This window comes from Paenarthrobacter sp. 10N417, assembly GCF_056394745.1.
Window position 1 is genome coordinate 395,989 of sequence record NZ_JBFTIL010000007.1, and the last position, 24,233, is coordinate 420,221.

Annotated in this window: 26 protein-coding genes; 21 read left to right on the top strand and 5 right to left on the bottom strand. The window is 62.0% G+C overall.

All coding sequences use genetic code 11. The annotated features are described in order from the left end of the window. The first annotated feature begins 19 nt into the window (after positions 1–19). Both AC1DCM_RS11805 and AC1DCM_RS11810 read left to right on the top strand, forming a co-directional pair. Entirely contained in the window at positions 20–364 is a 345-nt protein-coding gene (locus AC1DCM_RS11805; protein WP_224090942.1) for an ATP/GTP-binding protein, read from the top strand. 33 nt (positions 365–397) lie between these two features. Further along, complete coding sequence (locus AC1DCM_RS11810; RefSeq protein WP_477518339.1) at positions 398–1,195, top strand: alpha/beta hydrolase; 798 nt, start codon at positions 398–400, stop codon at positions 1,193–1,195. Positions 1,196–1,210: 15 nt separating this feature from the next. Here the strand turns inward: AC1DCM_RS11810 and AC1DCM_RS11815 are convergent, their stop codons facing one another. Continuing rightward, positions 1,211–2,503, bottom strand: a complete 1,293-nt coding sequence (locus AC1DCM_RS11815; RefSeq protein ID WP_477518340.1) for an AI-2E family transporter — start codon at positions 2,501–2,503, stop codon at positions 1,211–1,213. 168 nt (positions 2,504–2,671) lie between these two features. Here AC1DCM_RS11815 and AC1DCM_RS11820 point away from each other — a divergent pair, with 168 nt between their 5' ends. The 8 genes from AC1DCM_RS11820 (at position 2,672) to AC1DCM_RS11855 (ending at position 12,152) form a co-directional block, all read left to right on the top strand. Beyond that, positions 2,672–4,450, top strand: a complete 1,779-nt coding sequence (locus tag AC1DCM_RS11820) for a DUF8094 domain-containing protein (RefSeq protein ID WP_477518341.1) — start codon at positions 2,672–2,674, stop codon at positions 4,448–4,450. Positions 4,451–4,488: 38 nt separating this feature from the next. Further along, positions 4,489–5,490 carry a co-chaperone YbbN gene (locus tag AC1DCM_RS11825; RefSeq protein ID WP_477518342.1) on the top strand — a complete coding sequence of 334 codons (1,002 nt, stop codon included), beginning with the start codon at positions 4,489–4,491 and terminating at the stop codon, positions 5,488–5,490. Then, a complete protein-coding gene (locus AC1DCM_RS11830; RefSeq protein WP_477518343.1) occupies positions 5,490–6,590 on the top strand; it encodes an NADH:flavin oxidoreductase/NADH oxidase in 1,101 nt (366 codons plus the stop codon). The genes AC1DCM_RS11825 and AC1DCM_RS11830 overlap by 1 nt, the downstream gene beginning before the upstream one ends. Positions 6,591–6,631: 41 nt before the next feature. Then, a complete protein-coding gene (locus AC1DCM_RS11835; RefSeq protein WP_442017087.1) occupies positions 6,632–7,498 on the top strand; it encodes an ABC transporter ATP-binding protein in 867 nt (288 codons plus the stop codon). Then, positions 7,480–9,051, top strand: coding sequence for a transporter (locus tag AC1DCM_RS11840; RefSeq protein WP_477518344.1), 1,572 nt, complete (start codon positions 7,480–7,482; stop codon positions 9,049–9,051). The genes AC1DCM_RS11835 and AC1DCM_RS11840 overlap by 19 nt, the downstream gene beginning before the upstream one ends. 86 nt (positions 9,052–9,137) lie before the next feature. Further along, positions 9,138–9,920, top strand: coding sequence for a glucosamine-6-phosphate deaminase (gene nagB, locus AC1DCM_RS11845; RefSeq protein ID WP_477518345.1), 783 nt, complete (start codon positions 9,138–9,140; stop codon positions 9,918–9,920). 8 nt (positions 9,921–9,928) lie between these two features. Next, positions 9,929–10,264: a DUF3039 domain-containing protein gene (locus AC1DCM_RS11850; protein WP_431120260.1), complete on the top strand. Its 336-nt coding sequence runs from the start codon at positions 9,929–9,931 to the stop codon at positions 10,262–10,264. Between the two features lie 112 nt (positions 10,265–10,376). Further along, on the top strand, positions 10,377–12,152 hold the full coding sequence (locus tag AC1DCM_RS11855) for a DEAD/DEAH box helicase (protein ID WP_442017090.1): 1,776 nt from the start codon (positions 10,377–10,379) through the stop codon (positions 12,150–12,152). A gap of 6 nt (positions 12,153–12,158) precedes the next feature. On the opposite strand, the gene AC1DCM_RS11860 is transcribed toward AC1DCM_RS11855, so the two are convergent. Both AC1DCM_RS11860 and AC1DCM_RS11865 read right to left on the bottom strand, forming a co-directional pair. Continuing rightward, positions 12,159–12,785 carry an isochorismatase family protein gene (locus tag AC1DCM_RS11860; protein ID WP_442003866.1) on the bottom strand — a complete coding sequence of 209 codons (627 nt, stop codon included), beginning with the start codon at positions 12,783–12,785 and terminating at the stop codon, positions 12,159–12,161. Then, positions 12,785–14,113 carry a nicotinate phosphoribosyltransferase gene (locus tag AC1DCM_RS11865; RefSeq protein WP_477518346.1) on the bottom strand — a complete coding sequence of 443 codons (1,329 nt, stop codon included), beginning with the start codon at positions 14,111–14,113 and terminating at the stop codon, positions 12,785–12,787. The genes AC1DCM_RS11860 and AC1DCM_RS11865 overlap by 1 nt, the downstream gene beginning before the upstream one ends. Before the next feature lie 37 nt (positions 14,114–14,150). On the opposite strand from AC1DCM_RS11865, the gene clpS reads away from it, so the two are divergent. From clpS to rdgB, 6 genes are all read left to right on the top strand, one after another. Continuing rightward, positions 14,151–14,513 (top strand): ATP-dependent Clp protease adapter ClpS, encoded by a 363-nt coding sequence (gene clpS, locus AC1DCM_RS11870; RefSeq protein ID WP_442003868.1) that lies wholly within the window; start codon positions 14,151–14,153, stop codon positions 14,511–14,513. Beyond that, a complete protein-coding gene (locus AC1DCM_RS11875) occupies positions 14,506–15,072 on the top strand; it encodes a DUF2017 domain-containing protein (RefSeq protein ID WP_442003869.1) in 567 nt (188 codons plus the stop codon). Before clpS ends, AC1DCM_RS11875 begins: the two co-directional genes overlap by 8 nt. Positions 15,073–15,136: 64 nt before the next feature. Continuing rightward, positions 15,137–16,270 carry a glutamate racemase gene (gene murI, locus AC1DCM_RS11880; RefSeq protein ID WP_442017093.1) on the top strand — a complete coding sequence of 378 codons (1,134 nt, stop codon included), beginning with the start codon at positions 15,137–15,139 and terminating at the stop codon, positions 16,268–16,270. Continuing rightward, positions 16,267–17,064, top strand: coding sequence for an MBL fold metallo-hydrolase (locus tag AC1DCM_RS11885; RefSeq protein ID WP_442017094.1), 798 nt, complete (start codon positions 16,267–16,269; stop codon positions 17,062–17,064). Before murI ends, AC1DCM_RS11885 begins: the two co-directional genes overlap by 4 nt. A 79-nt stretch (positions 17,065–17,143) precedes the next feature. Next, positions 17,144–17,902, top strand: coding sequence for a ribonuclease PH (gene rph / locus AC1DCM_RS11890; protein WP_442003872.1), 759 nt, complete (start codon positions 17,144–17,146; stop codon positions 17,900–17,902). Then, on the top strand, positions 17,899–18,621 hold the full coding sequence (gene rdgB / locus AC1DCM_RS11895; protein ID WP_477518347.1) for an RdgB/HAM1 family non-canonical purine NTP pyrophosphatase: 723 nt from the start codon (positions 17,899–17,901) through the stop codon (positions 18,619–18,621). Before rph ends, rdgB begins: the two co-directional genes overlap by 4 nt. A gap of 71 nt (positions 18,622–18,692) precedes the next feature. On the opposite strand, the gene AC1DCM_RS11900 is transcribed toward rdgB, so the two are convergent. After that, on the bottom strand, positions 18,693–19,457 hold the full coding sequence (locus AC1DCM_RS11900; RefSeq protein ID WP_477518366.1) for a DedA family protein: 765 nt from the start codon (positions 19,455–19,457) through the stop codon (positions 18,693–18,695). A gap of 111 nt (positions 19,458–19,568) precedes the next feature. On the opposite strand from AC1DCM_RS11900, the gene AC1DCM_RS11905 reads away from it, so the two are divergent. Next, positions 19,569–20,615, top strand: coding sequence for a 3'-5' exonuclease (locus AC1DCM_RS11905; RefSeq protein WP_477518348.1), 1,047 nt, complete (start codon positions 19,569–19,571; stop codon positions 20,613–20,615). A gap of 78 nt (positions 20,616–20,693) precedes the next feature. Then, positions 20,694–21,242 carry a DUF4395 domain-containing protein gene (locus tag AC1DCM_RS11910; protein WP_477518349.1) on the top strand — a complete coding sequence of 183 codons (549 nt, stop codon included), beginning with the start codon at positions 20,694–20,696 and terminating at the stop codon, positions 21,240–21,242. Between the two features lie 11 nt (positions 21,243–21,253). Here AC1DCM_RS11910 and AC1DCM_RS11915 read toward each other — a convergent pair whose 3' ends face one another. Next, on the bottom strand, positions 21,254–22,324 hold the full coding sequence (locus tag AC1DCM_RS11915; RefSeq protein ID WP_442017098.1) for an ADP-ribosylglycohydrolase family protein: 1,071 nt from the start codon (positions 22,322–22,324) through the stop codon (positions 21,254–21,256). Between the two features lie 145 nt (positions 22,325–22,469). Between AC1DCM_RS11915 and AC1DCM_RS11920 the strand changes: the two genes are divergently transcribed. The 3 genes from AC1DCM_RS11920 (at position 22,470) to AC1DCM_RS11930 (ending at position 24,224) form a co-directional block, all read left to right on the top strand. Further along, complete coding sequence (locus AC1DCM_RS11920; protein WP_442003876.1) at positions 22,470–22,826, top strand: YidH family protein; 357 nt, start codon at positions 22,470–22,472, stop codon at positions 22,824–22,826. 36 nt (positions 22,827–22,862) lie between these two features. Then, entirely contained in the window at positions 22,863–23,207 is a 345-nt protein-coding gene (locus tag AC1DCM_RS11925; protein WP_477518367.1) for a DUF202 domain-containing protein, read from the top strand. Between the two features lie 99 nt (positions 23,208–23,306). After that, on the top strand, positions 23,307–24,224 hold the full coding sequence (locus AC1DCM_RS11930; protein WP_477518350.1) for an MIP/aquaporin family protein: 918 nt from the start codon (positions 23,307–23,309) through the stop codon (positions 24,222–24,224). Positions 24,225–24,233: the final 9 nt, after the last annotated feature.

Below are 24,233 nucleotides of genomic sequence, written 5' to 3' on the forward strand. Positions count from 1 at the left end.
GCTGGGGCAGAATGGAATCATGCCCCGCTCCAACCGCCCTCGTCGCAACGCCGCCAGCACACGTTCGAACAAACCTGCCGGCAAGTGGGCAGACGAGGCCCCGGAACTGGATCTGGAACGGGCGAGGGCGGGGATTGCGCGCAGGGAAAGCGCCCCGGATGGTGACTGGATGGTCCGTACCATGACGGCGAGGAAGGCGGAGAAGCAGTACATCTGCCCCGGCTGCTCGACAGCCATCCTCCCAGGCATCGCACATCTGGTGGTGTGGTCGGATAACCACCTTTTTGGCGAAGCGGCCGGGCTGGCCGAGCGCAGGCACTGGCACACCAACTGCTGGACGTCACGGACCTACCGGTATCGCTGACCAGGTCCCGTTGGTTCCCTTAGGCTTGGTGGCATGACTTTTGACCCCGCCTCGTTCGTTTTCACTGCGCAGGATGCTCCGTCGGCGATTCGGGCCTCCACCGTCCTTCCCGCGCGTCGGGAGAATGTGGAATTCACCACGGAAGACGGAAAACTCCTGCTGGGGGAACTCGCCGTGCCGGAATCGGGGAAGATCAGTGCAACGTTGATCACCCTCCATCCGCTGCCGACCCATGGCGGCTTCATGGACTCCCATGTCTACCGCAAGGCTTCGTATAGGCTGCCGGCTTTGGCAGGCGTAGCGGTCCTGAGGTTCAATACCCGTGGCACACACTCGCCGCGCGGGACCAGCCAGGGCAAGTTTGAAGAGGGCATCGGCGAGCGTTACGACGTCGAAGCAGCTGTCCGTTTCGCTGTTGAGCGTGGCCTGCCGAATCGGTGGTTGGTGGGTTGGTCGTTCGGGACGGAACTTGCACTGATGTACGGCGCAGTTGAACCCGTGGCGTCGCAGATCGAGGGTGCGGTCCTGTTGTCTCCACCGCTGCACCGGGCAACGGATGTCCACCTCAAGGAGTGGGCAGCCTCGGGCAAGCCGCTTACCGTGCTGGTTCCGGAACACGACGATTATCTTCGCCCTGCAGAAGCAGCCCAGCGCTTCAGCTTGGTACCCCAAGCCCGGCTGGTGGGCGTCGACGGTGCCAAGCACCTGTGGGTGGGGGAGAAGTACGCGGCGCGTGTCCTGGACGAAATCGTCGACGACGTCACTGCAGCAGGTGCCGGCGTGGACGGGCTGCCACGTGAGTGGGCGGGCCCGGTCGCCACCGCGGCATGAGTAGGCTGGGGAAAGTCAGTGCCTGTCTTGGCGCATGATGAAGACTTCCTTGATCAGCAGCATGATGGCCGCCGCTGTCGGAATGGCAATCAACGCACCCAGGACACCCAGCAGGCTTCCGCCGGCGATGACTGAAATCACGGCTACTGCGCCCGGCACGGCCACAGCCCGCTGCATGATGCGGGGCGAGATGAAATAGGCCTCGAACTGCAGGTAGGCAAAGTAGGCGATCGCATAGATGACGGCTGTTTGCCAGCCGGCTGTGAGCGCCACGAGGATAACCACGACGGCGGCGATCATGCCGCCAACCAGCGGGATGAAGGCCAACAGCGCCACCACGAAGGCAAGCAGGACGCTGAAGGGGATGCCGAGGATGCTCATGACGATGAAGGCAAAGAATGCGTTCAGCAGGGCGACGCAAGCCTGGCCAATCACGTAGTTGCCTACTGAATCGGTAATCGCTTCCGAAAGTGCCTCGACGCGGGGGCGGCGCGACCTAGGCGCCAGGCGGTAGGCCCATTTCTTCATGGATGGCAGGGCAGCCAGGAAGTACAGGCTAAGCACCAGGACAATCAGCGTGCCGAACAATCCGTTGGCCACTGTGGAACCGAAGCCCACCACGCCACCGAAGATGCCGCCCATGGCTTCGGGATCCTTGACGAACTTATCCAGTTCGGTAGTGATGCGGTCGCGAATGCCGAACTGGCTGTCCACAGTCCGGAAGAAATCCGAGTCGAGGAAGCCCCGTATCCACTCCGGCGCCTGCCGGACGATCTCGGAAACCTGTTCCACGATGGTGGGAATCAACGTTGCAAAGAACCCGGCAACCGCAAGGACCAGGACAGAGACAGATATCAGGATGCCGCCGGGGCGTGGGACCTTCCGGGTCTCAAGCCATCGGACTACCGGATCCAGGCCGAGGGCGATGAAGAGTGCGGCAACGATCCACAGGATCAGCTGGGTGGTATTGCTGGCGATATAAAAGACCAGCAGGGCCACGCCAACCCCCGCGGTGCCCATGAAGCCCACATACAGCGGGTGCTGGGACGACATGCGGGGACCTGGAGCGCCGAAATCGTTGTCCTCGTCGGCCTTGATGCCCTCCGCGACGGCAACGGCCTCGTCCTCGGGAGGCATCTCGAACCGGACGCGTGTGCGGGCTCCGGGAATGGGTTGCCGCAGCTTGCGGGCTATTGCGGCCAGACGCCCGGTATGGATCGGAACAGTAGCGGACGTCCCATCCGCGGGGGCATCCACCACGGCTGACCCGGACTCATCGATGGGACGGGGCTCCAAGTGGTCTTTCACGCGGTTCTGCTGCCTTTTCTACCGGATATCATGATCATCGCCACACTATCAGGAGCCCGGAATCCGGCCTTCGCGGCGCCATTGCAGGGATCTGGGCGTCTCCGTTGCCATGGGCCGATCTGACTCTTTGATAACAAAACGGTTACCCTTGAAGTTCAACGACCGCTGATGATAGGTGATCCTGTGCGTTTGAAGACTGCAGCCTTGCTGGTGCTGCTGGGCCTGCTGACGATGCTGGCCGGCATTGGCCAGCTGACTTTCTGGGCCCCCGCCGAGACCGTGACGGCCTCGGTTCCCAGTGACACAAAAGCTGCCCCGCTAACCGTGATCGACCAAAAGTTGATCGCCCTCCATGACGGGCCGGTGAAGATCAAGATCCAGGGTGAAGGCAACTTCATCGTCGCTACGGGCCGCCCGGACGACGTCGAAGCCTGGGTGGGTAAAACCGCCCACAATACTCTGACTGGTGTCTCCAAGGACCAGAAGTCCCTTGAAGTGGCCTCCTCCGACGGCGAACCAACAGCTCCCTCTCCTGTCGGTTCGGATCTGTGGGTTAACACTGAAGACGCCAGTGGAGAGCTGGACTACACCTGGAATCCGCCTGCCGGAGGCGAGTGGTCTCTCTTGGTTGCCAGCGACGGAACCAAGCCCGCGCCGTCGTCCATCTCGATGACTTTCCCCAATAACGCAACCACGCCTTGGGCCGTGCCGCTCATCGTGCTTGGCATAATCATCATGCTTGCCGGCGTAGCCCTCCCGTTCATTTCCAAGGCCATCAGCAACCGCCGCAAGGGCGATGAGCACCGCAATGGTGATGACTTCGGTGGGCCGCACAGTGGCGGGGAAACCACCTCCCTGCCCGTCCAGGCGCCGCCCGGCAAGGTTGATGGTCCCCGGGGCGCTGGAGCGGAAGGCTCAAGCCTGCGGATTACTGCCGTTGCCGCGGCACTTGCCACCGCGCTTGTGGGAGGTACGGCAATCGCTGCCCAGGCAACGTCCACCCCTCAGCCTACGAACACTTCCAGCCCCTCTTCTTCCACTGCGACGGAAGGGGACGCAGCACCTGTGATGCTCGAATCGCAGCTACAGCGCATCCTGGAGCAGGTTGCCAGCACTGTGGACGCAGCGGATGCCGCCAAGGATGCTGCAAAGCTCGCGCCGCGCGTGGACAAGATGGAACTCCAGGTCCGCACTCAGAACTACAAGATCCGCTCTACGGTGTCTGCCTACGAGCCCCGCATGCCGGTTCGTGCCACCAAGCTCCAGAGCAGCGTCATCAGTACCAAGCGCGACTGGCCCCGTACCGTGTTCGCCCTGACCCAGGGCGAGGGCAACGTCGTGCCCCAGGTCCTGACGTTGGTTCAGCTCTCACCACGGGAAAACTACAAGCTCTGGGGCAGCGCTCCGTTGCAGCCGGGCACCAACTTCCCTTCGTTCCCCGTTCCCCGTGACGGAACCGCTCCTGCGGCCGCCGATGACAAGACCGGTTTGGCTTACAGCGGCAACGAAGCCTTGGGAATCCTCGGTGAGATGCTGACAACTCCTGACTCGCCGAACAGGAGCAAGCTGGCTGATGGTCAATCCTCGCCGTACATCGCCGGTGCCCTTGCCTACCAGGCAGACACCGTGAAGAACGGGACGAGTGCCAACTTCAAGTTCTCCCACACCCCCGTGAACAACCAGACCGTGGTGCTGCGCACAGCCGACGGCGGCGCCCTGGTTGTGGGACGCCTGGACTTCGCCTTCGAAGGGACGCCGAAAGCGGCAGGGGACAAACTCATTCTTGAGGACGACTCCGCTGTCTTCGCCGGCGGCAAGGAAACCACCACCGGCATGGTCCTGAACTTCGCCGAGTCCGTGGCGGTTTACATTCCGCCGGCAGGTTCAGCTGATCCCATGAAGCTCGTAGCGGCTACCCGCGGACTTGTGGGAGCCAGCTTCAAGTAGGGCACACCCTTGGCAGGGCAGCGGCTAGAGTGGACGGTATGAGTTCGCCCGGATACCGACCCACTCCAGCCGCTGCCAGCCAGCTCAACCTGCGCGGCGCCGTCGACCTCTCGTCGTTGCGCCGGCCCGCCGCCCCACCCCAGTCCCCGCCCGCAGGCGCGGCTGCCGATTCCGGTACTCCGGAATCCGGCGGATCAGGCGGAGCTGAATCGGGACGTGCACCCCTTCGCGTGGACGCTACCGAAACCAATTTCCAGGATCTGGTGCAGTTGTCCGCCGAGATACCTGTCCTCTTCCTTCTCTGGTCACGCTATGCCGCCGAATCTCCGGCCGTCCTTGACGCTGCCCAGCGCGTCGTCGAAAGCTACAGCGGTCGATTGATTCTTGCTGCCGCTGACGTGGACGCGTTCCCTCAACTCGCACAGGCCTTCCAGGTCCAGGCCGTTCCCACGGCTGTCGCCGTGGTCAAGGGCCAGCCCGTGCCGCTCTTTCAGGGTCCTGCCGACGACGAGCAGATCCGTGGCCTCGTTGATGAGCTGCTCAAGGTTGCGGCGGCCAATGGCGTCACCGGGAGCATCGGCGATGCTGCGCCGGAGGGCGAAGCGGAACCAGCACCGCTGCCTCCCCTCCACCAAGCAGCCATCGACGCGATCGAGGCCGGAGACTACGCGGGGGCAGCCGCGGCCTATAAGCAGGCACTGCTGGAAATGCCTGCAGACGCCGATGCCAAAGCAGGTCTGGCGCAGGTGGAGCTGATGGCCCGGCTTGAGAAGATGTCAGCTGCCGAAGCTGAAAACCTGCGGGAACTGGCCGCACAGGAGCCCGATAACGTGCAGGCCCAGTTGGGCGTGGCCGACCTCGACGTCTCCGGCGGGCACATCGAGGATGGATTCAACCGCATCATTGCATTCATCGGCCGGAATTTCGGTCCCGAGCGCGAGACCGCCCGTCTACGCCTGCTTGATCTTTTCGAGGTAGTGGGCACCTCGGATGAGCGGGTGGCCAAAGCCCGTCAAGGGCTTGCGAGGGTTCTTTTCTAGTGCCCTCGGCGCTGTTCACACCCCTGCAGCTCCGTTCGCTGGGCATTGCGCACCGTGGGTGGGTGTCACCCATGTGCCAGTACAGTTGCACCCCTGAAACCGGGGAAGGCGTACCCAACGACTGGCACTTGATGCACCTCGGATCCTTTGCCGCCGGTGGTGCTGCATTGATCCTGAGTGAAGCTGCTGCGGTGAATGCATCCGGCCGTATCAGCCCCAGGGATGCTGGAATGTACTCCGATGAGCAGGCAGCTGGCTGGGAGCGGATTGTCCATTTCGTTCACCGGCACGGCGCTGTCGACTGCAAGATCGGCGCCCAGCTGGCGCACGCCGGGCGTAAGGCGTCGACTTACTGGCCGTTTTCGGACCGGACCGGTTCCGTTCCAGCATCCGACGGCGGGTGGGTCACTTTTGGTCCTGCCCAGCAGCCCTACGACGGCTATGCAGCGCCCGAAGCCATGAGCGAAGAAGACATCCAGGGAGTCATTGCCGACTTTGCTGCCGCAGCTGAGCGGGCTGTGGCCGTAGGTTTCGACACTGTGGAGATCCACGGCGCCCATGGATACCTTCTGCACCAGTTCCAAAGCCCCCTTATCAACGCACGAACGGACAGTTGGGGTGGAACTGAGGACGGGCGAAACCGGTTGATGCTGGCGGTGGTGGACGCCGTGAGGGAGGTCATTCCGGACTCCATGCCACTGTTGTTGCGGATCTCCGCAACTGATTGGGCTGAAGGGGGAGTGGATGTTGACGCCTCTATCCGCCTCGCGAAGGCGGTGTCCGAACACGGTGTCGACCTCGTGGACGTCTCCAGCGGCGGGGCCGTCGCCCATCAGCAGATCAGGCCCGCTCCCGGTTACCAAGCTGGATTCGCTGAACAAGTAAAACGCGACGCCGGTGTACTCACTGGTGCTGTGGGCCTTCTCACAAGTGCCACGCAGGCCGAGGATATCGTGGCGAATGGACGTGCGGATGCGGTCTTCATGGCCCGCGCTGCACTGCGGGATCCGCACTGGTGGCTCAGGGCCGCGTACGAGCTCGGACACGATATTTCCTGGGTTCCGCAGTACCAGAGGGCCATACCCCGCCACGGCTTCTAGCACCTCCCGGCACCACTGGAAGCCGGGGCTAGGCTGGTCTCATGACGGAACCGCGCCATGAGCCACTCCCCGAGCCATCCCACATTCGCCAGCCTGCACCGCAGCAATCTGCCGTTGAACCCGGGCTGTCAGCAGACCCGCACACGGACTTGCCTGTATCGGCCCTGTCCATCCGTGGCCTGGCCAAGCGGTTCGGTGGGAAAATCGCCGTCGATGGCGTGAGCCTTGAGGTTCCTGTTGGTTCGTTCTATGGAATGGTTGGCCCGAACGGTGCCGGCAAAACCACCACGTTGTCGATGGCCACAGGGCTGCTGCGGCCGGACTTCGGAACGGCGTTGGTCCACGGTGTGGATGTTTGGGCACGGCCGCTGGAGGCCAAAAAGCTTATGGGTGTGTTGCCGGACGGCGTCCGTTTGTTTGACCGGCTGACCGGGGAACAGCTGGTCACCTACGCGGGCCTGCTCCGCGGCATGGACCGGGACGTGGTTCGCCCGCGCGTATCTGAACTGTTGGCTGCCTTGGACCTTGAAGCCGATGCCGGATCCTTGGTGGTTGACTATTCGGCCGGTATGACCAAGAAGATTGCGTTGGCTTCGGCCTTGATCCATGCTCCCCGCCTGCTGGTATTGGACGAGCCCTTTGAATCGGTGGACCCGGTATCGGCAGCCAACATCAGGGGCATCCTTGAGAGCTACGTATCTTCCGGCGGTACGGTCATCGTCTCCAGCCACGTCATGGACCTCGTGCAGCGCATGTGCAGCCATGTGGCAGTTGTGGCAGCAGGACGCGTCCTCGCGGCGGGGTCCGTGGATGAAGTACGGAACGGTTCCACGCTGGAGGAACGGTTCGTGCAATTGGTAGGCGGCGGGCACCGGACGGAGGGGCTGGAGTGGTTGCGCACCTTCTAAGCCTTAAATGGCGGTTGCTCCTGAACGGCTTCAGGCGCAGCCCGGCGCAGCTCATTGGCATGGGCATCGGGCTGTTGTATGCGCTGGGAATCATGGTCCTTTTGATTGGAGCCTTGATTGCCCTGCGTTGGGCGGACGCTGAAATCGCCCACACGGTGGTGGTATTGGGCGGGGCTGCAGCGCTGCTTGGCTGGGCAGTGGTTCCCCTTCTTGCATCCGCAGCTGACATGACGCTGGATCCCGCCCGGTTCACCACATCTGCGATCCCACCCCGCCAGCTTCTCACCGGCCTTGCCTTGGCAGGTTTCATTGGTATCCCGGGCCTCGCCACAGCCCTTACCGCGCTTGCCACTGTTGGTACGTGGTGGCGCAGTTTTCCAGCGGTGGCGGGTGCGTTGCTGGGCGCGTTTTTGGGGGCCTTGACCTGCATAGTGTTGTCAAAAGTAGTGACGACGGCGACTGCCGGACTGGCATCGTCCCGCCGCTTCAAGGACGTCAGCAGCCTCGTCTTTTTCATCCCGCTCATGCTGATGGGTCCCATCATCGTGGGTATCGTCGACGGAGTTCGTGGCACGGCGGATTATCTCCCTGCGCTTGCCCGTACAGTGTCCTGGACTCCTCTTGGCGCGGCCTGGTCCCTGGGCGGTGACCTTGAGGCTGGAGACGTTGTTTCCGCCGGACTGAAACTCCTCATTGCTGGGGCAACAGTTTCCGGATTGCTGCTGTGCTGGCACGCGTTGCTTCAACATGCTTTAGTGACGCCGCCGTACGCCGGAGGTTCGGCCAAGAAGGGCGGTAAGCGTGGCTTGTTCGATGTCCTGCCAGGTACACCGGCCGGCGCGGTTGCTGCCCGCGCCTTGATTTATTGGATGAAAGACCCCCGTTATGCGGGCTCGCTGGTGGTGGTTCCACTGTTTCCTGTGATCTTCTTCTTCAGCGGGAGCCAAAGCGGCGATTACGGCATGCTCATGCTTCTTGGGCCACTGACGGCGTTTGTCATGGCGTGGTCCATCTGCGCTGATGTTTCCTATGACAACACCGCTTTTGCCCTCCATCTGGCATCAGGTGTCAGGGGTGTGGATGACCGCCTGGGCCGTGCCATGGCGTGCTTGACCATTTCCCTGCCTCTTGTGCTTCTTTTTTCCATAGGTCCGTTTTTCTTTACTGGTTCCTGGGCATGGGCTCCGAACCTGATCGGCCTGTCGCTGGGCACTCTGTTCACTGGTTTGGGGTTGTCCTCGGTGATCTCCGCGCGATACAACATTGCCGTGCCCTTGCCCGGTGACAGCCCGTTCAAGAAGCCACCCGGAAACGTTGCCCAGACACTGGCCGTGCAAATGATAGGCATGGGTGTCCTGGTTCTTTTGCTCCTCCCGCAGCTTGCGCTGATGGGAGCCCAACTGTTTACCGGCAGCGTCGTCCCTGGCTGGATTAACCTTGTGGTGGGTCCACTTGTGGGAATGGTTCTGTTGGTTGCCGGGGTGCGCCTTGGCGGTAGATGGCTGGATGCGCGGGGCCCGGAGATGTTCGCCCAGCTCAGTGTGAACCGCTAAACCGCGTAACAACCATGACCAGCTCATGGGACATGGGATAACCTCTTCTTAATACCTCGCAATTCCTACCTAGAAAGGCTGTGACGATGGAAGTTGTCATTCTCCCTGGCACCAAGCAGATTGGCGCCTTGGCGGCAGATGCCATCGAAGCCCTTGTGCGCCGCAAGCCCAACGCAGTCCTGGGCTTGGCTACGGGTTCCTCACCATTGCCGATCTACGATGAATTGGCCCGCCGCTACGAAGCCGGGAGCGTGGACTTCAGCGAGGCACACGGTTTTGCGCTGGACGAGTACGTCGGACTTGAGGCCGGTCACCCGGAGTCGTACCGCGAGGTGATCCGGCGCGAATTTACCAACCGGGTGAATATCAAGCCTGAGAATGTGCATGGGCCGGACGGTGCTGCCGAGGACCTCGAAGCAGCCTGCCAGGCCTACGAGGATGCAATCAAAGCCGCCGGCGGCGTGGACCTCCAGATTCTGGGCGTGGGCACGGACGGCCACATTGGATTCAATGAACCCGGTTCATCGCTGGCGTCCCGCACCCGGATCAAAACCCTGATCGAGCAAACCCGTAAGGACAACGCCCGCTTTTTCAACAGCATCGACGACGTCCCCCACCATGTAGTCACCCAGGGCTTGGGCACGATCATGGATGCCCGGCACGTCATCCTGGTGGCTACAGGTGCACAAAAAGCCCAGGCAGTGCGGGACTTCGTCGAAGGCCCGGTAGCTGCCATTTGCGCTGCATCCATCCTCCAGATGCATCCCCACGCCACAATTTTGGTGGACGAAGCCGCGGCGTCGTCGCTGAAGTTGGCCGATTACTACCGCCACACCTATGACAACAAGCCGGAGTGGCAGGGGCTGTAGACGGTAAGATGGATGCCATGACTACGCTTCCTCCGGATCCATTCGAAAACGACCCCATGCGCGAGCTTTCCGGAGCCGGAACGTCCACATCCACCATTGAGCGCGAGGAAACGCGCCAGGAAGTGGAGCCCGGCGACCGCGAGCGGTTCTCGCACTATGTTCGCAAGGAAAAGATCATGGAGTCGGCCATGACCGGCGAGCCCGTCATTGCCCTTTGCGGCAAAGTCTGGACGCCGGGGCGCGATCCCCAGAAGTTCCCGGTCTGCCCGGAGTGCAAGGAGATCTATGAGGGACTCCGTCCCGGTAAAGACGGTGGAGACAGCGGCCCGGGCAATTCCAAGTAGTGGGTGGGAAGAGAACACAGGTCCCTTCCGATCGTGACCGCAATGCGGTCCGCTGCCGCGTGCCCGGAGAACCGGGGCTAATTTTCGCTGCCATCAGGCCGGGGGAGTCCGCATGACAGAAACATTATTTGGTGGTCCATCCCTGCCTCCGGCATACCCGGAACGCGCCGCCTGGGGTACAGCACCCAAGCTGCGCGCCTGGCAGCAGGAAGCCCTGGACCTCTATATGGCCAGGCATCCAAAGGATTTCCTTGCAGTGGCTACACCTGGCGCTGGTAAAACCACCTTTGCCTTGCGGATTGCCACCACGCTGCTGGATAGCGGCGTTGTTAACAGGATCACCATCGTTGCCCCTACGGACCATCTGAAACGGCAGTGGGCTGACGCCGCTGCCCGGGTGGGCATTGCCATCGACCCCAACTTCAAGAATTCCGACGGCCAGCATGGCCGTGGGTTCGTTGGTGTCGCTGTGACATATGCCCAGGTGGCGAGCAAGCCGATGCTGCACCGTGCCAAAACAGAAGCCGCCCGGACGCTGGTCATCCTGGACGAAATCCACCACGGTGGAGAGGCCCTGTCCTGGGGAGACGGCTTGCGCGAGGCCTTTGATCCAGCGGCAAGGCGCCTTTCCCTGACCGGTACGCCGTTCCGTTCCGATACCTCACCCATCCCGTTCGTGGAATACGCCGAGGACCGCGACGGTATTCGGCGCTCCAAAGCCGATTACACGTATGGCTACGGCAATGCCCTCCGGGACCACGTGGTGCGTCCCGTGCTTTTCATGGCTTACTCAGGCCAGATGCGCTGGAGGACCAGTGCAGGTGACGAAATGGCCGCCTCCCTCGGGGAAGCGGCTGTTACCAAGGACATTACCTCGCAAGCGTGGCGTACTGCGTTGAACCCGACCGGTGAATGGATCCCGGCTGTCCTTGCCGCCGCGGATAAACGCCTTGGCGAGGTTCGCCGGACCGTCCCGGACGCCGGTGGGCTGGTTATCGCCACGGACCACGACGACGCCCGCGCCTACGCTGGGCAGCTTAAGAAGATCACCGGGCAGTCGCCCACAGTGATTCTTTCGGACGACTCGAAGGCTTCCAGCAAGATCGAGGAGTTCTCCGCGGGAGACAAGCGGTGGATGGTCGCTGTCCGAATGGTGTCCGAAGGCGTGGACGTTCCGCGCCTTTCAGTTGGCGTCTACGCTACCTCCACCTCTACGCCGCTGTTTTTTGCCCAGGCCGTAGGCCGCTTTGTGCGTGCCCGCAAAAGGGGCGAGACGGCGTCGGTCTTCCTGCCGTCAGTACCACCCCTCATGGTGCTGGCCAACACGATGGAGGCCGAGCGCGACCACGCCCTTGACCGCCCGGAAAAGGATGAGGACGGACTCTTCAGCCCTGAAGAGAACCTCATGGCCGAAGCCAACCGCGAGGACAAGGCTTCGGACGAACTGACCAAGGGCAAGTTCGAAGCTCTGGACTCGCAGGCTTCCTTTGACCGCGTCCTTTTCGACGGCGGTGAATTCGGTACGGGAGCGGACATCGGCTCTGATGACGAGTTGGACTTCCTGGGCATTCCCGGGCTTCTCGACGCCGAGCAAGTAGGGACGTTGCTGCGTCAGCGGCAGCACGAACAGCAATCGCGCAAAAAACGTCAGTCGCCTTTGGCTGCCGCAGCTGCACCGGCCGTACCCGACCACCGCATGCTCATGGACTTACGCAACGAACTGGCCAAGAACGTAGCAGCCTGGTCCGCCCGGACAGGCACACCGCATGGAGTGGTGCACACAAAGCTGCGCGAACTGTGCGGTGGACCTGCTGTAGCCCAGGCGAACGAGGAACAACTTCAGGCGCGCTTGCGTAAATTGCAGGATTGGTTCATCGGCCGAAAGTAGCCGGGCTTAGCTGCGTTCAACCTCGACGCCGGCGGCCTCCATTTCGTCGAAGGTTTCAGTGAGGTCCTCGGCGATTCCGGCTGTGAGATCCGCGATGACCGTAGTGGTGTACCCGGCCTGCACGGCGTCAAGGGCAGTTGCCTTGACGCAGTAATCCGTCGCGATGCCTACTACCACCACCTCTTCGACGTCGTGGCTTTGCAACCAGTCATCGAGCCCGATTGCATCTTCATCCAGGACCTCGGCCTGGGCGGTTCCGGCCTTGAGGTCCCCGGAAGGAACATCATCCTCCGGGGCAAGGACGCCCTCAAAGCCGGAGTAAGCCGCTGTGTACTGTCCTTTACGGAAGTAAGCCTGGATGTATTCCGGGTCCAGGTCCTCGTGGAGTTCAGCTCCTTTGGTCCGGGCCCGGCAATGCGGCGGCCAGGAATCCACCATGTCCGGCTCATCGGAGAAATGGCTTCCCGGTTCGATGTGCCAATCCTGGGTGGCCACGATATGGTCGAAATGCTGTTGGTTTGCATCCACGTACTCGGTGATGGCGCCGGCAACTGCAGCGCCTCCTTCGACGGCGAGGCTGCCGCCTTCGCAGAAGTCGTTCTGGACATCGACGATAATCAGGGCCCTGGACATCAGTTCTCCTCGTAGATGGTGGGGATGGCGGCTTCGCCGCGCTGCAGGCGGTTCACTACGGCAGGCAGTTCGGCCATGGTGGCGGCATGCCGTTCTTTGGCGCGGATCACGCCTTCGGGGCCCGTCCAGCCGGGCAGGAGTTCACCATTCTTGATGAATTGGTGCAACAACGAACGGTCGTTTCCGTCGTCCTCCGGCCGGCGACCTATTCCAACGATCTCTTGCGTAGCCCTTCCATGTTCGTTGAGCTTGCGCAGGGCGTACTTGCGTCCCCCGACGCTGGCCTTGTTCTTGGCCGCCTTAGCAACGGAGATGAACTCGCCGGCGTCGTTTGTCCTGCTCACCAGCTTGTACACCATGCTGGCGGTCGGAGCGCCGGAGCCTGTCACCAAGGACGTGCCAACCCCGTAGGAGTCCACTGGGGCGGACTGGAGGGCGGCGATGGCGAATTCGTCGAGGTCGGAGGTCACCACGATCCGGGTGTTCACGTTTCCAAGGTCGTCCAACAGTTGGCGGACCCATTGCGCCTGGGCAATCAGGTCGCCCGAGTCCAGGCGGACGGCGCCAAGTTTGTCCCCTGCGAGTTCGACGGCGGTGCGCACCGCTGTTTCGACGTCGTACGTGTCCACCAGCAGCGAGGTTCCCGGGCCGAATGCCGCGATCTGGGCTTCGAAGGCCTCGCGTTCGGTGTCATGCAGGAGGGTGAAGGAGTGCGCGGCAGTACCAACGGTCTTGATGCCGTAGCGCCGCCCGGCCTCAAGGTTGGAGGTGCTGGCGAAGCCGGCGATTACTGCGGCGCGGGCAGCCGCCGTCGCGGATTCTTCCTGGGTGCGCCGGGAACCCATTTCGATGCATGGCCGGTTGCCGGCCGCCGACGTCATCCTTGACGCGGCAGAAGCGATGGCGCTGTCGTGGTTCAGGACGGAGAGGATGTAGGTCTCCAGAATGCAGGCTTCGGCAAACGTGGACTCAACGATAAGGATGGGGGAGTTGGGGAAGTAGGCGTCGCCTTCCGCGTAACCCCAGATGTCTCCATTGAATTTGTAGTTGGCCAGGTAGTCCAGTGTCTCCTGGTTGACCACCTTGTTCCGCTCAAGGAATGCGAGCTCGGCTTCGCCGAAGCTGAAGTCGGCGATTCCTTCCAGGAGGCGTCCGGTTCCGCCCACCACGCCATACCGGCGGCCGTCAGGCAGGCGCCGGGCGAAGGCTTCAAACACTGAGCGGCGATGCGCAGCCCCGGAGTGCAGGGCGGCCTGGAGCATCGTCAACTCGTAGTGGTCGGTGTACAAGGAAGTGGCGGGATGGTCCCAGGACGCGGCTCTACTCACGAATTCACTCTAGTGCGAGCCGCCATAGAATGGACAGATGACCCCTAGCGTTGCATTTGGCACGGACATCGATGAGCGGACGAAAGCTGTAGAGCAGACGTCCACCGATGTCCTGACTGCCCCGGACATCCCCTGGAATTTGGTGATCTGGAATGATCCCGTCAACCTCATGAGTTACGTCAGCTATGTCTTCCAGAGTTACTTCGGCTACTCCGAGTCCAAGGCACACAAGCTCATGATGGAGGTCCACAAGAAGGGCCGATCCATCGTGGCGCACGGCAGCAAGGAACAGGTTGAGCAGCACGCAGTAGCCATGCACGGCTTTGGCCTGTGGGCCACTGTGGAGAAAGCCGCAAGCGGAAACGAAGCACCCGGGAAGGGCGGCCGCCAGCGTGGCTAAGGCATTCAAATACGGACTCAAGGGAATCACCGGCTATCTGGAGCCTGCCGAACGGGATCTCTTAAGGGGGCTGCTGGACGACGTCATCTCGATGCTGGAGTCCGACGCCAGGGAGAACGAGGACCCGCTGGCCGCCTTGATCGGCCTGGACATGGACGTGAAGCAACCGAGCGATCGCGCCTTGCTGCGGCTTCTGCCAAACGTCATGAAGGACGACGACGGCGGCTCGCTTGAGTTCCGGCAATTGACCGAACGCTCGGTGCGGGAAAACAAGATTGGCGCCTTGAAGGCTACGGCGATGGGCCTGGACAAGGACGATCTTGTGCTGACCCCGGAGGACGCAACGCGCTGGTCCATGGCCCTGAATGATGTTCGCCTGGTTTTGGCTGAACGCCTGGACATCCGTGACGAGGCGGACGCCGAGCACATCCACAGCATGCAGGACTGGAGCCAGGCGGAGGATGTGGAGAGTTACCTGGCATTGGTCTACAACTTCACTACCTGGCTTCAGGAGTCGTTAGTGCAATCGATGATGGCGGCCAGGCAGGCAAAATCCTGATCGCGGAGGCCATCGCCGGGCCCGTCTGTGTGACACATCAGACACGAGGCGGAGGCCACAGGTAATGGCCGCAACACAGGGGAAGCCTTATTCTCGAATAATCATGACTTCAGCATCTGGCAGTTCAACGGGCGGCAGTTCAAAGGGCGACAGTTCAACAGGCGCCGGATCACCAAGCGCTACAGGGGCCCCGGTTGTGGCCTCACCCGGTGACTTGGGGGTCTCCAATGAGCTCATGGGATCCCGCCCCATTGGTGTCTTTGATTCCGGCGTTGGTGGATTGACGGTAGCGCGCTCCATCATCGATCAGCTCCCCAACGAATCGATCCTGTACGTGGGGGATACGGCCAATGGACCCTATGGGCCGTTGCCCATCGCCGAAGTCAGGGCCAACGCCCTGGGCGTGATGGACGAGTTGGTGGATTCCGGCGTGAAGCTTCTGACCATTGCCTGTAACTCTGCTTCGGCCGCAGTTCTCCGGGATGCGCGTGAACGCTATACGGCGCGTTACGGGATCCCTGTTATTGAGGTCATTCAACCCGCTGTGCGCAGGGCCGTCGCGGCCACCCGTTCCGGCAGGATCGGCGTTATTGGGACATCAGCCACAGTAGGTTCGCGTGCCTATGAGGACACGTTCGCGGCAGCCCCGGATCTTGCCATCACCTCCGTGGCTTGCCCCGCCTTCGTGAACTTCGTTGAAGCCGGCATCACCACAGGCCCGGATCTCCTGGCAGCCGCCAATGAGTATCTGGAGCCACTGAAACACGCTGGTGTGGACACCGTGGTGCTCGGGTGCACGCACTACCCTCTGTTGACCGGAGTGATCTCGTTCGTCATGGGGGAGGACGTGACCCTGGTATCCAGCGCGGAGGAAACTGCCAAGGACGTCTACCGTGCCTTGGCCACTCACGGTATCCAGCGAACCGACACAAGTGCCCCCAGCCATGAGTTCATCGCAACGGGCGATGCCGTTCAATTTGAAACACTCGCCCGCCGCTTCCTGGGCCCCGAGGTCCTGTCCGTCAAACACGTTGACCACGTGGCTGCCCAATATCCCACCGGCAGCCTGGCGCGCATCACCCCGGAAATGTTGGAAGCAGCACGGGGAGGGGCTGGACTGTCCCGCCGCTCCTACTTCGTACAACCGGACAACGGACCCAGCCCCGCTTCCAGTGCTGTCCCAGGACGTGGCCTGTGAAACTGACCATCGTGGGCTGTACTGGTTCTTTTCCCGGTCCCGGCTCGCCGGCGTCGTGCTATCTGGTGACTGCGCACGACGGTGAGCGGGAATGGAAGATCGTGATGGATCTCGGGAGCGGGGCGTTGGGTGCCATCCAGCGTTACACGGATCTTGAGGACATCGACGCCATATTCCTCACGCACCTGCACCCGGACCATTGCATGGACCTGTGCGGCCTCCACGTAGCAGTCCGGTGGAAGCCCGGCGGTTGGGGCCGGGACCGGATTCCCGTGTGGGGGCCGGCAGCAACCGCGGACAGGATGGCAACAGCCTATGGGCTGGACCTGGATCCGGGCATGCATGAGGAGTTCGACTTTACTCATTGGGCCGAACAGAAGCCTGTCACCGTTGGCCCCTTCACGGTGACGCCCTACGGCGTCAACCATCCCGTGGAAGAAGCCTACGCATTGCGAGTCACGGCAACGGAACCAGGCAAGGATGGAACGCCCATAACCCGGGTACTGACATATTCGGGGGACACCGACTCGTGCCAGGGACTGGAGGAAGCAGCCAGTGGCGCTGACTTGTTCCTGTGCGAGGCCGCGTTCGAGGAAGGCCGCGACGACGCCATCAAGAACGTGCACCTGACGGGCAAGCGCGCTGGGGAAGCCGCCATGAACGCCGGAGCCAAGCGCCTGCTTCTGACTCATATTCCGGTGTGGACTTCGCAGACCAAGGTAATGTCCGAGGCCAAACCGGTGTTTTCCGGGGACGTTGCTGTTGCAGTTGCCGGGGTCCACTACACAATCTAGGTGGCATCGAGATGGTGACGCGCTCGCCTGACCCACTGCACGGCGTCGGGCGTTGTCCCATCCTCGCTAAGCTTGAAGCATGACTTCTGAAGCTACAGCCACACCCGTTATCCGTGCCGACGGCCGGACTCCCGATCAACTGCGTCCCATCAGCATCACCCGCGGCTGGTCCAAGCAGGCTGAGGGCTCGGCGCTCATCGAGTTCGGCAACACCCGGGTATTGTGCACGGCTTCCCTGACCGAAGGCGTTCCCCGCTGGCTCAAGGGCGAGGGCCGTGGCTGGGTTACCGCCGAATACGCGATGCTTCCCCGGGCTACGAACACCCGATCCGACCGTGAGTCCGTGAAGGGCAAGATCGGCGGACGCACGCACGAGATCTCCCGCCTTATCGGACGTTCGCTGCGCTCGATCATTGATACCAAAGCGCTGGGTGAAAACACGATCGTCCTTGACTGCGATGTCCTGCAGGCCGACGGCGGCACCCGCACCGCCGCCATCACAGGTGCCTATGTGGCGCTTGCCGAGGCGATCCGCTTTGCCCGCGAAAACAAGCTGATCGCCCGTAATGCCCAGCCGCTGGTGGACACGATTGCTGCCGTTTCGGTGGGCATCATCGATGGCGTGCCCATGCTTGACCTTCCGTACGTCGAGGACGTACGCGCTGAAACCGACATGAACGTGGTGGTCACCGGATCCGGCAAGTTTGTGGAGGTCCAGGGCACTGCCGAGGGCGCCCCGTTCGACCGCGATGAACTCAACGCCTTGCTGGACCTCGCCCTGATCGGCACGGGCCAGCTGGCGGCTATCCAGCGTGAGACGCTGGCGGAAGCTCCGTGAGCAGCGACGGCGCCGCGGTTGCCGGTGCATCCAGTGCAGATTCAGCCGATGCAGATCCAACCAACGCAGATTCAGCCAGTGCTCCGCGGCTTGTCCTCGCAACGCACAACCAGGGAAAGCTGAAGGAACTTCGCGAGCTGCTGCGCGGTCAGGTTCCAGGGCTCGACGTCGATACCCAGGTGGTGGATGCAGCTGCGGTTGGTGCGCCGGACGTAGCCGAAACCGGGGTCACTTTTGCTGAGAATTCACTCCTGAAGGCGCGTGCCGTGGCTGAGGCAACGGGTTTGGTGGCCATCGCCGACGACTCGGGCCTTGCCGTTGATGTCCTCGGCGGCGCGCCAGGCATCTTCTCCGCCCGTTGGTCAGGGAAGCATGGGGACGACGCAGCGAACCTGCGATTGCTGCTCGCCCAACTCTCCGACGTGCCGGACGCCTTCCGCGGGGCTGCTTTTGTCTGCGCCGCAGCCTTGGCAGTGCCCGGAGCAGATGGAATCACCCACGAAACGGTTGAGTACGGTCAGCTCGAAGGTACGCTGTTGCGCGAGCCACGGGGCGAGGGTGGGTTCGGGTATGACCCCGTGCTCCAGCCGGTGGGAATGGACCGCAGCTGCGCCGAGCTGACATCCGAGGAAAAGAACGCCATCAGCCATCGAGGCCAGGCATTCCGGGCTTTGCTCCCCGCGATCGTTGCTGCACTCTCGGGTGTTCATTCCAGTTAGAAGTACAACGAAGAAAGGCACCCCGCCTTGCGCGGGGTGCCTTCTCCTGTATGGCATCAAGTGCGGGAGGCTTACTTCTCGCGGTGCTTTCCGCCTTCGTGCTCCTCGATGAATTCCTCCACGGGGTTGCTGCCTTCCGTGGCAGCCTTACGCTTGGCCACGACGCCGCGGGTTACCTCGATGATGATGGGAATGACCGAGATCAGGACAATGACGATGAAGATGATGTCCAGGTTGCTGCTGACCCACGGAACGCGGTCACCCAGAAGGTATCCAAGCAAGGTGACGCCGCCGCCCCAGAATGTGGCGCCGATGACGTTGAAGAGGAAGAACTTGCGTTTGTCCATCTGGGCCACGCCGACAATCACCGGAACGAAGGTACGGATGATGGGGACAAAGCGGGCAAGGATCAGGGCCTTGCCGCCGTGCTTTTCAAAGAAGGCGTGGGCGCTTTCGACATTTTCTTTCTTGAACAGCCTGGAGTCCGGGCGGTTGAAGATCGCAGGGCCGGCCTTTGAGCCAATGAGGTAGCCGGTTTGGTTGCCAATGATCGCAGAAACGATGATGAGGGCCGCCAAAGCCCAGATGTTGAACTTGATGGTGTCTGTAGCTACAAGAAGGCCAGCGGTAAACAGCATGGAATCGCCGGGCAGGAAGAAGCCCACCAGCAGGCCGGTTTCGGCAAAGACAATGCCGCAAACCAGCAGCACGACCCACGGCGCCAAGGCTGGATCAGCCAGGAAGACCTGGGGGTTCAGCCAGTCGGGCAGGAACGAGGCCATGGGTGGACGCACCGGTCCTGCGCCTCCGAAAGTGGATACGGCTAAATCGCTCATCGCAGTAAAGATCACCTATCAAGCCTACTGGACGGCCGTCGTCGGGCAGGAAAGGCCGCCCCGCCGCGGAAATCGGCAAGAGCGCACCCTTTGCGCCTGTAACCTTGTCCAGTGGCATTGGACTTTACGGCGATCGACTTTGAAACAGCCAACGGCTTCAGGGGGTCGCCGTGTTCGGTTGGCCTCAGCAAAGTCCGTGGCGGTGTGGTGGTGGAAGAAGCCTCCTGGCTCATGCGGCCGCCGGAGAACCATGACCATTTCGAGTTTCACAACACCCGCATCCACGGCATCCGTGCCGAAGATGTTGCCGGCCGTCCCAGGTTCGGGGACCTCTTCCCTGAAATTGGCGCCTTCATCGGCAACGATGTTCTAGCGGCACACAACGCAGCCTTTGATCTCGGCGTTATCCGATCCGGCTTAGAGGTTTCCGGGCTTGCGGGCCCAGCTTACGAGTACGTCTGCACGGTGATGCTGTCCCGCCGCTGCTACTCCTTGGTGTCCAACTCCCTGCCATATGCGGCCGAGGAAGCCGGAGTACCCCTGGTCAACCACCACGATGCCGCCGAGGACGCACGCGCCTGTGCAGGAATCCTGGTGGACATCGCCCGTCGGAACAACGCCAACAGCATCGCCGAACTCTATCTTTCGCTGGGTCTCACGTTGCCCAGGCAACCTGCCTTCGATCCCATGAGTGGCCTCTCCAAGCCCACCCTTGCCGCTCTCGCAGGCAAGGCTCTCGCAGGCACGGGGTCCGCGGGTAAGAAGGCAGGCAGCCCCGCGGAGCAGACCCTTGACGGTGCCATGAACGGTTTCGGTCGTCCATTCTCGGCGTGGCCGGAGGAAGGCCCTAATCCTCTGCCGAATCCCACAGCCGAACCGGGGCATCCATTGTTCGGCCAGACGGTGGTCTTCACGGGCGACCTCATCATGACGCGTCCCGAGGCTAAGTCACGTGCTGCAGAGATGGGTGCAAGGCCTGAAAGCAGGGTGACCGCACGCACTACTGTCCTTGTGGTGGGCGACGGGTTCGTGGCCGGAGACCTGCGCGCTGGACGGCTTACAGGAAAGGCGAAGCGGGTTTTGGAACTCCACGCGAAAGGTCAACAGATCGAGGTTGTCTCGGAAGGGGAATTCCTGCAAATGGTGGGCGGGAACTAACTCCAGCCTGGCAGGCGGCCGGGTCATAGTGCGAAACAATGCTTCCTGTCCGGGGAGCCGCGCTCCTAGCCTTGGTGCATGACCAAGGCCAACATGTCCCAGTCATCGGTACGCCAAGCCGTTGGCCCAGGGAAAGCCGGGATTGATTGGCGGGCCGTCTTCGCCTTTCCCAACCCGGTCAATGAATATGCCGCCCGGATCACGGCCGGACTGGTTGTACTGCTGGCTGTCGCAACACTGCTGACAGGCTCGTCCTTGGGCTTGGTTGCCGTCGCAATCGGATTCTGGCTCCGTGTCCTTTTCGGCCCCCGGATTTCGCCGCTCGCCTTGCTCTCGGTCAAGGTTTTGGCCCCACGCGTCGGGCACGCCAAGTTGGTGGCCGGCCCTCCGAAGCGCTTTGCGCAAGGCATCGGAGCCGCCTTGAGCAGTGCCGCCGTCGTGCTTTTCTTCACAGGGTTCCAGCCTGCCGCGTGGATCCTTCTCGCGCTGTTGATCGTGGCGGCCTCGCTGGAGGCGTTCGTCGGCTTTTGCCTGGGTTGCGCGATCTTTGGCTTCCTCCAGCGTCGCGGATTGATTCCCGCCGAGGTGTGCGAAGCCTGCGATAACATTGCGCTGCGACGCAGCTGACCCAGGGCCGATCAGCCTGTAGTGACAGCGAGTAGCCGGTCCGCCATGCCACGAATGACCTCCGTGCCTTCCAGCGCCCCGAGCCATTGGCCAGGAAGGCATGCTTCGCCGTAGTAGGCGCCCAGGATGTTTCCCGCGATGGAACCAGTGGAATCGCTGTCCCCACTGTGGTTGATGGCCACCGCGACAGCCTTGCGGAAATGCTCCGTCGGCTCACTCCCTTGCGTGGACAGGACGGCATAAAGCCCGACGGCGAGTGCCTCCTCCGCCACCCAGCCCTCACCCAGAGTGGTTACCAGCTTTTCAGGACTGAGGGGAGTGGGCTCCAATGACAACCTCAATGCCGTTTCCAAACGCTCAGGGAGTTCGGGGGCTTTGGTGGGCACGCCGCTCACGTAATCCAGGGCGGCCGTAGCTGCCGTGTGGATGTCGCTGCCAGCCACAATATTGTGGATCAATAAGCTGAAGGCAGCAGCGCTCAACCGCGCTGATGGGTGTCCATGCGTCAACGATGCAGCATCTGAACTGAGTTTGTAGACGGCTTCACGGGAGATATGGGGCACGAGTCCAAAGGGTGCTGAACGCATGACAGTGCCGCAACCCTTGGAATCGGGATTGACTGGCCTGGCTACTGTGCCCATGTCTCCTGAGGCCAATCCGCTGAGGCACGTGTTTCCCGGGGCCCGACGATGGCGCAGGACTTCCTGGCCATCAATCCACCGCGGTTGTGGAACGGGAGCGGAAGGGGAAACGGCGACGTCCTGGGTTGCGAGCCAGCGAAGGTAGGCCAGCCAAAGGCAGGCGATCTCGTCGGCCGCGACACCGTCATTGGCCCATTCGAGGGCGTCCACCAGCCCATCCACTGTGTACAGCGTCATTTGCGTGTCGTCCGAAAACTGGCCGACGGCGTCGAGCTGGTCAAAGGACGTGAGCCCGGCGGATCCGTAACGGGCACGAATTGCATCAAGCCGGTCGAACTCCACTGCGTAGCCAAGGGAGTCACCCAACGCCCCTCCCAGCAGCGTCCCGTGGACTCGGGATTCAAACGACGGGGCGGCGGGGGAGGACGCTTCAAAACTCATGCAATCAACTTACCGCGCCCTGCTATGTAACTGTTGGGGTCCGTAACTGATGTGCGTAGGCACCGGATGGCGAACGCAACCGATGTGAACGGCCGCTGATATGGTGGGGAGGCTGCCCAGCACTAGGAAAACTTGGAGAGACGACGTGCGTGAACCGGCTTGGCGACGAACAGGCAAGACACCTGACTACAGGTTCTCCTTGGCGAACGAACGCACCTTCCTTGCCTGGATCCGTACTTCTTTGGCATTGCTGGCAGGGTCTATTGCCATTGATCAGTTGGCGCCGAACATTGCCCCGCAGCCTGTAAGGATCGTCCTCTGTGTCCTCCTGTCCCTTATCGGAGCAGGCCTGGCTGCGCTGTCCTACCGCAGGTGGGGGCAGATGGAAGCTGCCATGCGCAACGACGAAGCCTTGCCGTTCTCCTGGGTCATGCTGCTCATGACGATCGTGGTGGCCGTGGCGGCATGCGCTTTCGCCGTGTTGATTTTGGTGGCGCGATGACCAGGCTTGCGCGATGAGCAGGCGGGCGAGTTGACCATGGACGTCCGTGATCCTGGCCTTCAGCCTGAACGGACCACATTGGCTTGGCGGCGCACCCTCATTTCGCTCGTGGTGGTGGACCTGTTCATCTGGCGCAGTTGGCTTACCTCCGAGCCCTCCACCGGCCGTGTGATTGCGGGCCTTCCGGGGCTGGATTATCAAGGAATCTGCGCCCTCATGGCTGCTGCCGCCACCATTGTCCTGGCTTGTGTCGTGTGGGTCCGCTCACGGCAGCTTCATGCTGGAAACGAAGCAGCTTCGGCACGACTCATCTTTGTCAGCACCCTTGCCGTGATAGGGCTGGGCGGAACGGCGATCGCCGCCATCGCCTTGGGCGGCTAAGCTCGGATCGGGAGTTAGCAGGGACTCAGCAACTGTTCAGACTCAACTGGCAGGATGCTCAAGGGCCGTCCCAAAACCAATCGTAAGGAACCATTCGACATGACCTCTCCTGTGCAAACCACGACCGACCACGAACCGGGGCTGTTCGCGCGGCTGTCGGCTGAAGCCGTCGGTTCGATGTTTGTAGTGCTCGTGGCCGTGGGTGTGTCGATCTTCTCGAACCCTTCCTCAGCGCCCCTACCCGCAGCCCTTGCGACCGGCCTGACAGTGACAGTTGCCATGCTTGCGTTCGGTCATGTTTCCGGCGGTCACTTCAATCCAATAATCACGCTGGGCAACTTGATTGCCGGCCGTATCCGCGCGGTGGCGGCTGTTGCCTACCTTGCGGCTCAAATCATCGGCAGCGTGATCGGCGCAGCTCTGGCCTACGTAGTGGTTCTCACGGTTCCGGTCTTGACGGATGCGCGGGCCGCCTTCGGCTCTGTGGCAGCGGGTTATGGCGAGCATGCTGCTGCCCAAACCCAGATGGCAGGGGTCTTGATCGTTGAGGTTGTTGGCTCCGCCTTGCTGGTTGCGGTATTCCTTGGAGCGACTGCCGGACGCCGTGCCTTTCCTGCCGTGGCTCCCTTTGCTGTAGGCCTTTGCGTCGCCGTGTTGCTGCAGTTTGGCCAGGTCCTTGGCAACCTTCCGTTTAATCCCGCACGCGCAACTGCGCTGGCTTTCTTCAGCCCTTCCTGGGCCTTGGGTGGATTGTGGCTCTTCTGGGTTGCTCCACTCATGGGGGCCGCACTGGCCGGACTGGCCTTCCGTGGATTTGGCTACGCCTCCGCTGACACCAGCACTGGAGATAATGTGACGTTGGAGTCGTTCCCAAGCCGCCGGGACCAGCACCTCGACGTGGATGACACTGATGATTTCCAGGCAGAGGCAGAGGCAGAGGAAGTGGAGACCAGCACCGTTCGGAAAGAAGCTGCCGCAGATGACGCACGCGACTTCTTTGACGGAAAGAAGGGCTAGCAGCCGGAC